This window comes from Massilia sp. DWR3-1-1, assembly GCF_049898325.1.
Lineage (GTDB): Bacteria > Pseudomonadota > Gammaproteobacteria > Burkholderiales > Burkholderiaceae_D > JAFCUW01.
The window spans coordinates 1-12,807 of record NZ_JAFCXL010000036.1 but is presented as its reverse complement, the minus strand read 5'-3'; the positions used below and the strand labels follow the sequence as shown (position 1 = coordinate 12,807).

The following is a 12,807-nucleotide window of genomic DNA, read 5'->3' as shown; positions in this document are numbered from 1 at the left end:
ATGACGTCGGGGTGAGCGCTCACGGCCGCGATGGCGGCGGTGAGGATGGCGCGATCAGAAATACGTGACGGCTTGAACCCAGATACGGCGGCCCGTGTCGGGCGCCGAGGTGGCGGGCGAATTGCCCAGTTTGCTGGCGATGCTGGCGCTCAGGGCCAGCCGGCCGAACGCGGCCCAGGTCAGGCCCAGCCCGGCGCCGGACAGGCTGCGGCGGTTGTTGCCGCTCGTCCAAGGCTGCTTGTTGGCCATCACGCTGCCGTGATCGACAAAGCCGATCACGGTGAGGCGGCCCGGTACGCCCGCCACCACCGGCAGCAACGCGCGCGCTTCCAGGTTGAGCACGTAGCCTTGATCGCCGTAGGCTTCGCCGGACGGGTAGGCGCGCACGCCGCCTGTGCCGCCCAGGCCCATTTTTTCGGACGCGTCGAGGTTTTTCGAGGCCACCTGGCCGTTCACGGCCCCATACAATGCCACGCTGTCGCTCAGTTGTTGCAGGTGGGTCGCGCTCAGCGACAGCTTGTTGTAGCGGCCATCGGTGCGCACCGTCGCCGCGTCGGCCGCCCGCGCCGCCGCGCTGGCGATGTCGACGATGCCGCGGTTCCAGGAAAGCGTGTAGCTGGTCGCGCCGCCTTCATCGCGGGCCTCGCCGTTCAGACTGGCGATGGCCACGCGGGCATCCTTGTCCGTGCGCGTGCCTGCCGCGTCGGCGCGGTCGCGAAAGCGCTTGTCGTCCAGGTGCAACTGGGCCGTCAGATTGCTCGTGCGCGAGCGCAGCAAGGGGTAGCTGCCATACAGGCTGGCAATGGTGGCCACGCCGCTCGCCTGCAAACTGGCGAAATCCTGGCCCAGCCGGTAGTCCATGCGCGAATAGGCCAGCCCTGCCGTGGCGCGCCCCAGGGGCCGCTGGTAGGCCAGGCGGCCGTAGTGCATGTCCGCCGCCGACGTCAGGGCGCGCACGCTGATCACGTCGCCAGCACCGCTGGGATTGTTGATCTGCAGCGAAGCGCCCAGGCGATTGGCGCCCGTGTAGCGGTTGCCCTGGTTGTCGGCATCGATGCTGCCCGACACCCGCGGGCCCGGCAGCAAGTCCACGATCAGGTCGGACGCCCCCACCGAGGCGCCCGGCACCAGCGTCGATTTGACGATCACGCCCGGCAGGTCGCCCAGCAGCAGCACCCGGCTCTCGAGCGGACCGATGGCGACGGCGTCGCCGCGCGCCAGGCCGACCAGCAGCTTCTTCGCCACGTCATCGCCGACGGCGGACTGGTTGCGCAGGCTGACGTCGCCGTAGCGGCCCTCGAGCACGGCGAAGCTCACCACCCCGTCGCGGATATCCTGCGCCGGCAGATAGGCCTGGGCCAGGAAATAACCGTTTTGGCGATAAAAGGCGGACATCGTCGAGGCCATCGCCCGCAGTTCGGCCAGGGTCAAGGCCGTTTCGCCCCGCCAGCCGGTCACGGCCAGCAATTGCGCTTCCGAAAACAGTTGCGCGCCCGTGATGCGGAGTGCCTTGACGACAATTTTTTGCCCGGCCGTGGCCGGCATGGCCGGCGCGCCCGCCTGCTCGACGCGGATGTCCGGCGCCGCCCTGGCGGTGGCAAGGGGCCGCTCGCGTTCGATCTGCTGGGTCAGCGAACCGGCGGTGGGCGCCGTCTGCGCCAGGGCGGCACCACACACGGCCATGCCGATTGGCAGCAGCGCGCCAGAAAATAGGGATTTCATTCCACTGACTCTCAGTATTAATTCTTAACCAGTAATATTAACACTTACTATTAGGAAACAATCTGAGTGAATCTGAGCACTCGCCCGTGTCAGCACCAATAAAAACACGCGCTGGGGCGGCCTGTCCGATGGCAGGTCGGCGGAAAAAATGGCGCTTTCACCATGACCGTGAAAGCGCCAAAAAATCCGGTTGCGAGGCGATGCGATCGATAGCGCCAGCGCCGGCCAGTGCCGCCCACCTACCGCGGCCCGGTCGACGAGAACATCAAGCGATCGATCTGCTTGCCCGCGCGGCCAGCCACGCAGCCGAGCACCTGTCCGGCCGACGCCTGGTACGTGCCTGGGCTGCCACCGCCACCGCCGTAGGGGCCGAAGCGCCGGCCCTTGTTGCTGATGAAGGTCAGGGCATCGACGCGATCACCGCTGCGATAGTCCACGCGGGTGATGGTTTCGCCAGCGGCCAGCGTGACCGTGCTGCGCCAGTCGCCGTTGCCGTTGCCCTGCATGGGGGCCCAGCCGTTCGCGCCGTACTGGAACTGCACGGCGCCCACCTGGTCGCCCCATTTCAGGCGGAAGCCTGTCACGTGCTGACCCGCGCACTGCGTCACGTCGCTCCAGGCGCCGCCGCCATCGCCGCCCAGCAACTGCGCGCCATAGATCGGCCCGGTCACGCTGGTGGCGGGAGCGGGATCGCGGCCTTCGCCTTCGCCGGAATTCATCCAGTGGTCGAGCGCGTCCGGGAAATTATCCTTGCCGAAGGCATTTTGCAGGTCGCTGTAACGCTGCAGATAACTGGCAATGCTGACCTTGGCGCTGCCCTGGCGCCCTTCTTCGATGCCTTCATCGAGCCAATGCTTGAGCACGCAATCGTAGTCGGTGGCGCTGCAGCGTTGCTGCACGTCGAGATAACGATCGCGGTAGAAGCGGGCGGAAAATTCCGGCGCGCCCTGGCGGCCTTCGCGAAATCCGTGCTCTTGCCAGTGGGTGGGCAGGTCGACGCCGGCCTTGACCACATCGGGATAGTTGTCGTAATAATAATCCCAGTCGAACACGGAGGCGGCAAACCTGGGATCGGGCCCCTTTTTGTGTTTCTTCTTCTTGCCGATGCCCTTGAAGGCATTGCCCGCATCGTTGAAGGCATGGCTGGCGCCGTTGGACACCGTGCTGGCGCTCTTGCGGGCCGCGTTCTTGGTCTGGTTATAGGCGTCCGTGGCGGCCTTCTCGGCTTGCCTGGCCGTGTCGTCGATCTGTTTCAGGGCCGCTGTCGCGTTTTTGGCGCCGAAACCTTCCATCGATTTGTACTCGTTGGCGACCTTGTTGAGTGCCTTTTCCAGGTCCTTGCCTATGCAGTTCTGCAACTTGGACGGATCGACGCTGGCGCCGCCCTGCCCTTCCATGATGTCGGCGATGTCCAGGGTGGGTGTGATGGTGACGCGGGTCTTGATCTCGAAGGGATTGATGCAACTGGCCGACAGTTCGACCGCCAGCGAGTCGCCCGAGAGCACCAGCGCCAGTTTTTGCCCGGCCAGATTGCCCACCAGGCTGACGTTCTGCTGCCTGGCACCGATGTCGGCAACGGCCAGCATCTTGATACGGACCTTGCCAAGCGGACCGAGCTTGACGGCGATATTTTCTTCCGCCGTGCCGTGAAAGCCCGCCTTACCGATTGTCAAGTCCATGCTGCCCATGGTTTGGCCGAGGATGTGCGCGTCGCCAGCGACATGCAGCAAGGGGCCGCCGTCGGCGGCGGGTCCCAGCACGAGCACGTTGAAGGGCGCGTCCGTGGTCGGGAACGGCTTGCCGGGATCGCCCACCCGGTAAGGCGTGAGGGGCGGACTGGGATTGCGCAACTGGAACACGGACAGCGGTTTCACCGCCGTCAGCAGGGGCTTGGCAATGTCCTTGATCTTGCCGATGAATCCGCCACCGTAGCGCTCGAGGGACGCCTTGGCCTGCCCCGGCGGCATCTCCGGCGGCATCTGCATGCCGATGGCGATGCGGGCAGCGTCCTCCAGGGTGAAGGTCTTGGGCGTGGCCATGCGGAAGGAGAAATCGAGCAGATCCATGGCGCCGGCCGGGTCGAGCGGGGTTTGGAACTGCAGCAGGATTTCCTTGTCCACGCCGGGAAAGCGGGTATTCGCCTTGTAACCGAAGGTCAGCTCATTGTCGATAAAGAAGGTCATGTCCGTCGTCGTCATGGCCGGCAGCGTCATCCACGTCCTGGCGCTGGGATCGAGCGCCAGCTCCACGAACGCGCCCGGCTCCATGGCCTTGGCGCCCGCCTGTTTCATGGTGTCGCCGTCCTTCATGGCGCCTGCCAGGCCCACGCCCATGCCGGCGCCGCCCACCAGGTCGGTCGGAATCGGCATCACCACCCCGGCGCGGATGACCATTTGTTTCACCAGCACGCCCAGCTTGAACATATTGGCTTGCATGATGGGCCCCATGCTCGCCTGCGCCGTCATTTGCACGCCGGAGGCGAAGCTCAGCCCCGGGGCATTGAAATAACTGTCCTTGAGCACCTTGCGCAAGTCCGGCGGCATCTTCGCCGCGTCGAGGTCGAAGTCGGCCGTGGAGATGGAAATGATGGGATCGCTGATGGCCGTGCCGCCCAGGATTTTCTGCACGTTCGGCTTGAGCAAGGGCGGCATGCCCATGCGCTGGTTCAACACCAGCAGGAAGGTCTGCTGGGCCGTGTTGCTGGTGAAAAAATACAACTGCAAGGGACCGGACTTGGCCATGTAGCAGCCTTTCAGGCCGCCACCGCAACTGCTGTTCTTCAAGGCGCCGACCATGGTCTGCACGTCGTCCTTGATGCCGGCGATCGGCAAGCCGCCCAGCATTTTCTTGATGGCCGGTGAAATTTCCGGCATGCCCTGCGCTCGTACTTGCGGCGTCATCAGCAGCGCACAGGCGCCGAGCAGGGAGAAGGTGGCCTTGGCCAGGTGCTGGTTCATCGTGCTCCCATGGGAAGGCCGGGGCGGCCGTCGAAAAAGGTCAAGCGATGACCGATTTATATTTAACCTTTAGACTATACGAGATTTAGTTGCCCAACAACATCTTTTTATTGTCGCCAACGACAATGTTGGCGCATGATCGATGCACCGATTCTCTTTGCCGATGGAGCAGCACACCATGATGTCCAGCCTTCCCGACCAGTTCCACGCCCTCGTGATCGGCGCCTCCGGCACCATCGGCGCCGCGTTCGTCGAGCTGCTCGCGGCCTCGCCCCGCTGCGCGCGCGTGGTCGGCCTGCAGCGCCAGGCGCCGCCCCACCTCGATTTCGCCGACGAAGACAGCGTCGCCAGGGCCGCGCAGGCACTGTCCGCGGGGCCCCGCTTTCACCTGATTATCAATGCCGCCGGACTGCTGCACAGCGAACAGTTCATGCCCGAGAAACGCCTGGCCGACCTCCACTACGCGCAGATGCAGGCGACGTTCCAGGCCAATACCTTCGGCCCCGCGCTGGCGCTGCGCCACTTCGTGCCGCTGCTCGATCGCGAACGGGCCATCATGGCGCTGTTGTCGGCCAAGGTGGGCAGCATCGGCGACAACCGGCTGGGCGGCTGGTACAGCTACCGGGCGTCGAAGGCGGCGCTCAATATGCTCGTCAAGACGGCCGCCATCGAAGTGGCGCGCAGCCAGGAACACAGCGTGCTGGTGGCGCTGCACCCGGGCACGGTGAACTCGAACTTGTCACGGCCATTCCGCGGCGAAGCGATCGGCCGCCCCGCCGCCGTCGCCGCCACCGAGATGCTGCGCGTGCTCGACTCCCTCACGCCCGCCGACAGCGGCACGTTTCGCTCGTACGACGGCGCCACCCTGCCCTGGTAAGAATGCGGCGCCCTGGTCGCCCTATGCGGCCGATGCGGCCGATGCGGCCGATGCGGCCGATGCGGGCAGCATCGAGCCGGTGGCGGCGTAGCGCACATGCCATGACAGCGCCTCTTCCAGCACGTGCGGGGTGTGGCCGCCGCGCAGCGTGGCCGCCGCCACGTAGTCGCGCAGCATCTGGCGGTACGGTTCGGCCACGCAGTTGTCGATGATCACCTGGGCCCGTTCACGGGGCGCCAGGCCGCGCAGGTCGGCCAGGCCCAGCTCGGTGACGATGATGTCGACGTCGTGCTCGTTGTGGTCGACGTGCGACACCATCGGCACGATGCTCGAGACCTTGCCGCCCTTGGCCAGCGACTTGGTGGCGAACACGGCCAGGTAGGCGTTGCGCGCGAAGTCGCCCGAACCGCCGATGCCGTTCATCATGTGGGTGCCACCCACGTGGGTCGAGTTGACGTTGCCGTAGATGTCGGCCTCGAGCGCCGTGTTGATGGCGATGATGCCGAGCCGGCGCACCACCTCCGGGTGATTGCTCACTTCCTGCGGCCGCAATACCAGCCGGTCCTTGTAGCGCTCGATGTCGCCGAACACCTGGGCGCCCTTGGCGGCCGACAGCGTGATCGACGAGCCGGAGGCGAAGTCGAGCTTGCCCGCATCGAACAGGTCGAAGGTCGAATCCTGCAGCACCTCCGAGTACATGGTCAGGTGCGTGAACGGACTGTCGATGAAGCCGCTCATGACGGCATTGGCGATGGTGCCGATGCCCGCCTGGATGGGCAGCAAGCGCTCGGTCAGGCGCCCGCGCGCCACCTCGCGCTCGAAAAACGCGACCAGGTGGGCGGCGATTGCCGCCGTGTCGGCATCGGCGGGCAGGATGCTCGAACTGCTGTCGCACTTTTCCGTGATGACGATGGCGGCGATTTTTTCCGGCGGTATCATGATGGCGGTGGTGCCGATGCGGTCGCTGGGACTCATCAGGGGAATCGGCTCGCGGTGCGGCCGGTGCTTCGGGATGAAGATGTCGTGCAGGCCTTCCAGCGCCAGCGACTGGGCCAGGTTGATTTCAACGATCACCTTGTCGGCCAGGATGGCAAAGCTGGCGCTGTTGCCCACCGAGGTGGTGGGAATGATGGCGCCGCTGTCGGTGATGGCGATGGCCTCGATGATGGCGATGTCGATGGGGGCGATCTGGCCGGAGCGCAGCAATTCGACAGTTTCCGACAGGTGCTGGTCGATGAACATCACGTCCCCGCGGTTGATCGCCGCGCGCAAGGTGGGATCGGACTGGAACGGCATGCGGCGCGCCAGCACGCCCGCTTCCGTGAGCACCTTGTCGACGTCGCTGCCCAGCGAGGCGCCCGTCATCAAGGTGATTTTCAGGGGATCGAGGCGGGCCCGTTCGGCCAGCGCCAGCGGTACCGCCTTGGCGTCGCCGGCGCGGGTAAAGCCGCTCATGCCGATCGTCATGCCGTCTTCGATCAGCGCGGCCGCGGCGGCGGCGCTGGTGACGCGCTCGCGCAAGAGGGGGTGGCGGATGCGATCGTGGTGGGCTTCATGCATGGGTCTATCCTTTTTATTTTTTAATGGCAACAGCAACAATGGGGCGCTGGGAGCTCAGGTCAGGCAATCATTGACGGGCGCCAGTGGCGCCGGCACCGCCGGATCGCCCAGCGCCGAGCGCAGGTCGATTTCGATGGCGCGGCAGATGGCGTCGAGCGGCAGGTCGTTCGGCTCCAGGCCGAACGGCTCCTCGATCTCGTCGCCCAGCGCATCCAGGCCGAAAAACGTGTAGGCGACGATGGCCACCACGAACGGCGTCATGAAGCCGATCGAGTCGACCAGCCCGAACGGCAGCAGGAAGCAATACAGGTAGGCGGTGCGGTGCAGCAGGAGCGTGTAGGAAAACGGCACGGGCGTATTCCTGATCCGCTCGCACGACGCGGCGGCACCTGTCAGCGCCGACAGCGTGCCGTCGATCGAGGCAGCCAGGCAGGGGTCGATACGCCCTTCCTTGAGGCACTGGCGCAGGTCCATGCCCATCTGCTGCATCAGGAAGTCCGGCTGGTGCGGCGCATTTTGCAGGGCGTGCCATTCGGCCGGCAACAACAGCGCTTGCAGGCCGGCGTGCGCCGGCTGCTCGCGCAGCAGGTCGCGCACGGCGTGGTTGAAGGCGATGGTCCGGTACACCATGCGCACGCGGGCGTCCCGCAAGCCGTCCGCGGCCTGGGCCGGCGCCGGGTAGTCGATCAGGCTGAGGCACTGGCGCGCCACATTGCGGCTGCGCAGCACCAGTTCACCCCACAACTTGCGCCCCTCCCAAAAACGGTCATAGGCGGCGTTGTTGCGAAAGCCGAGGAAGATCGACAGGGGCAGGCCGATCAGCGTGAATGGAATCGTCGTCAGCGTGATCTTCAGCTGGAACAGGTCGCCATGCGACCAGGTCACCAGGGTGGCGATGACGATGTTGACGATCAGCGCCGGCAAAATGCGCGGCAATACCGAACCGCGCAGCGCGAGGAACAGCCGGAGGCCGGAGGGCCGGTCGCGCACGATCATGATGCATTTTTCCTGTCAAAGCGTGGCAGAGGCGCCGTATAATTCACTAGCATATGAGCGATTTAATCACTAGCATGCGAGTAAGTCAAGGCATCCCGTGCTTGACAGCAATTTTGTTCATCCACCCCGACCGATTCCAGGAGTCACCGTGGCGCACCGCTTCACCCACCGCAACCTGCCGCAACAGTTACTCAAGGCGCGCGACGCGCTGATGGCGAATTTCCGCCCCATCCTCAGCCACTACGACCTGACCGAGCAGCAATGGCGCATCCTGCGCGCGCTCGACGAACACGGTCAGCTCGAGCCGCGCGAAATCTGCGCGCTGTGCCAGATCCTCAGCAGCAGCATGGCCGGCATCCTGGCGCGCATGGAAGAAATCGGCTACGTTCAGCGCCAGCGGGTGGCCGCGGACCACCGGCGCGTGCTGGTCAGCCTGGCGCTAAAAGGGGACGCACTGATCGACGAGATGGCGCCGCTGATCGAATTGCAGTATCAATACCTGGAGCAGGCGATCGGCAAGCGCTTGCTCGAGAGTCTGTCGGACGCCCTGCAAGGCTTCGTCGACGCCCAGTCGAGGCCGGTGCGGCGGGTGGAACTGCCGCCGGCCACCCTGACCTAAGTTTGCCGGGAACCCTTCGCCAGCGCCGCTGTCTGACATGCACAGCACCGTTGTTTGCGACCCCGCGTGCTCAAACCCGTGCCGACCCCTCACCTGCCACCGGCGCCTACCAGGAGCAAACATGAAACAGTTCGGCGCGGAGTTTCTTGGCACATTCTGGCTGGTGATGGGGGGCTGCGGCAGCGCCGTGCTCGCCGCCAGCTTTCCTGACGTGGGCATCGGCTTGCATGGCGTCGCCCTCGCGTTCGGGCTGAGCGTGCTGACGATGGCGTACGCCATCGGCCCCATCTCCGGATGCCATCTCAATCCCGCCGTCTCGGTGGGCCTGTGGGCGGGCGGACGGTTCCCCGCCAACAAACTGTTGCCTTACATCGTAGCCCAGGTCGCCGGCGGCATTGCCGCCGGTGGGGTCCTGTACCTCATTGCCAGCGGCGCGCCCGGATTCAGCGTGGCCAGCGGCTTTGCCAGCAATGGCTACGGCGCCCACTCGCCGGGTGGCTATTCGCTGGTGGCAGCGCTCCTGTGCGAGCTCACCATGACCACCTTCTTCCTGCTCATCATCCTGGGAGCAACCGACCAGCGCGCGCCCCGCGGTTTCGCGCCCATTGCGATCGGCTTCGCGCTGACCCTGATCCACCTGATCAGCATTCCCGTGACCAACACGTCCGTCAATCCCGCGCGCAGCACGGCCGTGGCCGTCTATGTCGGTGAATGGGCCACGGGCCAGTTGTGGCTGTTCTGGGTCGCACCGATCGCCGGCGCCTTGCTGGGGGCGGCAATCTACCGCATCATCTTCGCCACGCAAGCTTCCACAGCGCTGCCGAGCACGCGCACGCCCGGCCAGCAGGAACGCCGCCAGCGACAGGTGCGCGGTGCACGCAGCGACAACCGGCAGGATTTGAACCCCGGCACTTGAACGACGGGTCCATGACTGCGGCAGAGACGGCAGTCATGGCCATCGCGGCAGTGGCGAGGCGCTGCGATCGCTGTCTGCGCCCCTGCAACCTGCCATCATTGTGGATGGCTGCTAACAGCCACAGGCACTGGTACGCGCCAGCGCAGGCGCGCCGCAATCTGCTCAGATTCGCTCAGCAAGCACGCGCTTAAGCCGTCGTATGATAGTTGCTTTGAGGATACATCATGCGCAAACCAGTGCATCGCTCCCCCATGCCCGCTGATCCCGGCGCCAAACGTCCAGGCGCGCAGCGCGGCTGGATATGCCCATGATGAAAAAATTCTCTACGCGGGTCTTGCTGATCGCCGGCCTTCTGCTGGCAGCCCCCGCAGCCTGGTCCCAGGACCTGCCGCAAATCACGCCCAGCCTGAAAAAATTGCTGGGAAGCTTGCCGATTGCCGGCATGAAGGACGATGTCGACAAGCTGGTGGGGAGCCTGAAGAAAACTTCGTGTGGCGGCGCCCTGACGGGCTGCTATGCGACCCGCTCCGGCCCCTTGCAGCTGTATTTCTTCACCAGCGGCAGCGCGCAGCAGACCTTTTTGCTGGTGGTCAACAAGACCATGACCTTGCCGCCCCTGCTCAAGCCGAACGTCCAGAAAATACTGGGCCAGACGGCCGTCAGCGATCCCATCATCTCGATTTCCACCACCGACTACGTGCTCGATGTCGCCAAGATGCCGGCCGACCTGCAGCAGGTGGTACGCAATAGTTACTTCAACGTGGGCAGCCTGACGTTTTCCAGCGGCGTGCAACTGGCGGCCAGGGCGAATATTGGCGGCGTCATGATGACGACCTTGAATGCACTGGGCGTACCGGCCAACCAGATGACCTTGCGCGCGGGGGTGGTCATGCCGATCCCCACCGACCTCGCCAGCGGCGCCGGCAGCGGCGCCGGCCTGGCCGAGGCCCTGCGCCATGGCGACACCATGAAAAAAGCGGGCGCCGATGCCGCCAAGCTCAAGGCTTTTGTGGAATTCCAGCCAGCGCCGGCGCTGAAGATTTCCATGACGGTACCGGCCATGACCCTGTCCGACTCGACCTTCTTTCTCGACAATGAACTGGTGTTTGGCTACAAGGGCAATGCCCGCTTCGCCAATACCTCGAAGGACATCCTGCTGCAGTTCCAGACGCCGTTGACGCCGGAAGGGGCGATGGACCTGGTCGACTTTTCCTTCCGCATGGCGACGCCGCAAATCCTGACCCTGACCGACACCGCCTTCATCGCGATGGCGATGGCGATGCCACAAGCGGCGATGGCGACGTCGGCCACCACGACGGCCCTCGACAAGTTCGGCGGCGGTTATGTCGGCAACATCAAGGTCATCCTGCAGCCGCTGTCGATGATGACGAAAGCCTTGTCGGTCATCCAGTTGCGCAACCCTGTGCCGCCCGCGCCCTACCGTTTCGGTGACGCATCGCAACCGTTTCCCGCCAGCGACGCCCCCTTCAATCTTCTCCTGCTCGGTCCCCTGGCCGACGGCGGCCCGTTGCTTTACATGGCCGGCGACGTGCGCATTCTCGGCCAGACCATGGGCAAGATGGCGGTATCGGTGGGCAAGTCGGGATTCCAGGGCACGGCGCAGGAAAACGTCACGCTCAAGCTGGGGCCACTGGGCAATACCAAGATCAAACTGCTGGCCACCGCCGACATCAGCAGCAAGGCACAGACTGTCAGCGTAACCGGCAACATCGCCGGGCAACAACTGCTGCTGGCGCTGGCCGGCGACACCATGTCGGTTGCCTTGTCGGCCAGCTGCATCAACCCGTTCGAAATCAAGACCTCGGTGAAGATCGAGGCAAGCACGGACATCGCCCAGATTTTCCAGGGGCAAGGCGGCGTCAATGTCGATCCTTCGCAACTGCAGGGCTGTATTGGCAAGGACCTGGAAGCGGCGCTGAACAAGATTGCCGGTGAATACCAGTCGCTCAGCGGCTACAGCGCGGGGCAAGCGACGGCGGCGCTCAACAAGATCTCCAGCGATGCGCAGCAGGCCGCGAATGCGGCAGCGGCGCAGACCAAAGCGGCCGCCGACGCCGCCTACAAGCAGTCGAAGGACGCCGCGCGCGACCTGGCCAGCAAGTCGACCAGCAGCGCGGCCAATGCCTTCAAGGATGCCGGCAATTCGATCAGCCATGCCTTCGGCGGCAAGAAGCATCACAGTGACGCCAACGACAAGTTCGACCAGACGATCTTCGACTGGGATTACTACTACGACACGCGCGGCACGGCCTGGGGCAATACCGACCTCATGCAATACTGGGCTGATCAAGGCTACGCCGCCGGCGAGCGGGCCAGCTTTGAATTCGACCTGAAGTTTTTCCGCACGCAGCACCCGGGCGCCAACGACAAGGATTTGCTCAATTACTGGCTCAAGGATGGCATCGATCGCTGCGTGCAATCGAGTCCCGACTTCCACCTTGGCGCGCTGGTCCAGCGCAATCCGGGCGGCTCGTGCCGCGAAAATCTCGACTGGTGGTACCAGCAAGGCGGCAGAAGTTCCGGCTTGAACGCCAGCCCCTGAACTTGAGAGTCCCCGCCGCTTCGCAGCGGGGCGTGCCGGGGCGCTGCAGCGGCCAGGGTTCTGACTTGATCGTCCGGGCAATGGGCCTTGCAGGCTATTTGAACGAACCGCGCTAGCAGCCTGTCAGACTTAGGGCGTCATAGAGAAAAAAAAGGTGGGCGAGGACAGACTTTGACGATTTCGCAGTGTCAATAGCGAGCTATTGACCGAGAAAGCGGCGAAATATGGCCCAGGTATTTTTGCAGCTGACGGTCCTGAGTCCGACAGGCTGCTAGCCAGCGTGCGCGAGGCGGACGCTGCGCGATTGGCTGCGGGCAGCATGCGATCGACTGCGAAACCGTTCCGCACTGTCCAGACTCCCCATCACACGGCCGCCCGAGGCGCCGTCCCCGTACCGCCTGATCCGTTTCAGGGTGGGCGGAACAGCGGGCGGCGCATGGGCCGCTATTTCTGCTTTCTCTCCTCGCTGCGATCCTCCGCCTGCACGCCTTGCGGCAACCTGACACCGTCGGCCACCAGCGTCACATTCAATCCAGCCAGCATCACCACTGCGGAATTGCCAGAAGGTACAAGGCTCAGCGAGGGGGCCGCTGCGGG

General features: G+C 64.7%; 8 protein-coding genes. 4 read left to right on the top strand and 4 right to left on the bottom strand.

The genetic code is table 11. The features are described from left to right. Positions 1 to 54: 54 nt before the first annotated feature. Positions 55 to 1,722, bottom strand: a complete 1,668-nt coding sequence (locus ACP7EY_RS22880; RefSeq protein ID WP_426197580.1) for a ShlB/FhaC/HecB family hemolysin secretion/activation protein — start codon at positions 1,720 to 1,722, stop codon at positions 55 to 57. Between the two features lie 239 nt (positions 1,723 to 1,961). After that, positions 1,962 to 4,679, bottom strand: coding sequence for a jacalin-like lectin (locus ACP7EY_RS22875; RefSeq protein WP_426197579.1), 2,718 nt, complete (start codon positions 4,677 to 4,679; stop codon positions 1,962 to 1,964). A 181-nt stretch (positions 4,680 to 4,860) separates the two neighbouring features. Here ACP7EY_RS22875 and ACP7EY_RS22870 point away from each other — a divergent pair, with 181 nt between their 5' ends. Beyond that, positions 4,861 to 5,556, top strand: coding sequence for an SDR family NAD(P)-dependent oxidoreductase (locus ACP7EY_RS22870; protein ID WP_426197582.1), 696 nt, complete (start codon positions 4,861 to 4,863; stop codon positions 5,554 to 5,556). A gap of 21 nt (positions 5,557 to 5,577) precedes the next feature. Here the strand turns inward: ACP7EY_RS22870 and ACP7EY_RS22865 are convergent, their stop codons facing one another. Continuing rightward, positions 5,578 to 7,116 (bottom strand): succinate CoA transferase, encoded by a 1,539-nt coding sequence (locus tag ACP7EY_RS22865; protein ID WP_426197578.1) that lies wholly within the window; start codon positions 7,114 to 7,116, stop codon positions 5,578 to 5,580. Positions 7,117 to 7,170: 54 nt separating this feature from the next. Then, positions 7,171 to 8,112 carry a bestrophin family protein gene (locus ACP7EY_RS22860; protein ID WP_426197577.1) on the bottom strand — a complete coding sequence of 314 codons (942 nt, stop codon included), beginning with the start codon at positions 8,110 to 8,112 and terminating at the stop codon, positions 7,171 to 7,173. Positions 8,113 to 8,260: 148 nt separating this feature from the next. On the opposite strand from ACP7EY_RS22860, the gene hpaR reads away from it, so the two are divergent. From hpaR to ACP7EY_RS22845, 3 genes are all read left to right on the top strand, one after another. Beyond that, the gene (hpaR, locus tag ACP7EY_RS22855; RefSeq protein ID WP_426197576.1) at positions 8,261 to 8,731 is read left to right on the top strand and encodes a homoprotocatechuate degradation operon regulator HpaR; all 471 of its coding nucleotides are present in this window, start codon (positions 8,261 to 8,263) and stop codon (positions 8,729 to 8,731) included. A 121-nt stretch (positions 8,732 to 8,852) separates the two neighbouring features. Further along, positions 8,853 to 9,647: an aquaporin Z gene (aqpZ, locus tag ACP7EY_RS22850; protein WP_426197575.1), complete on the top strand. Its 795-nt coding sequence runs from the start codon at positions 8,853 to 8,855 to the stop codon at positions 9,645 to 9,647. Positions 9,648 to 9,954: 307 nt separating this feature from the next. Further along, complete coding sequence (locus ACP7EY_RS22845) at positions 9,955 to 12,210, top strand: lectin (protein WP_426197574.1); 2,256 nt, start codon at positions 9,955 to 9,957, stop codon at positions 12,208 to 12,210. Positions 12,211 to 12,807 lie beyond the last annotated feature (597 nt).

Coding starts and splice junctions, on each gene's coding strand:
- ACP7EY_RS22880 (WP_426197580.1), bottom strand. CDS start 1,722: ATGAAATCCCTATTTTCTGGCGCGCTGCTGCCAATCGGCATGGCCGTG.
- ACP7EY_RS22875 (WP_426197579.1), bottom strand. CDS start 4,679: ATGAACCAGCACCTGGCCAAGGCCACCTTCTCCCTGCTCGGCGCCTGT.
- ACP7EY_RS22870 (WP_426197582.1), top strand. CDS start 4,861: ATGTCCAGCCTTCCCGACCAGTTCCACGCCCTCGTGATCGGCGCCTCC.
- ACP7EY_RS22865 (WP_426197578.1), bottom strand. CDS start 7,116: ATGCATGAAGCCCACCACGATCGCATCCGCCACCCCCTCTTGCGCGAG.
- ACP7EY_RS22860 (WP_426197577.1), bottom strand. CDS start 8,112: ATGATCGTGCGCGACCGGCCCTCCGGCCTCCGGCTGTTCCTCGCGCTG.
- aqpZ (WP_426197575.1), top strand. CDS start 8,853: ATGAAACAGTTCGGCGCGGAGTTTCTTGGCACATTCTGGCTGGTGATG.
- ACP7EY_RS22845 (WP_426197574.1), top strand. CDS start 9,955: ATGATGAAAAAATTCTCTACGCGGGTCTTGCTGATCGCCGGCCTTCTG.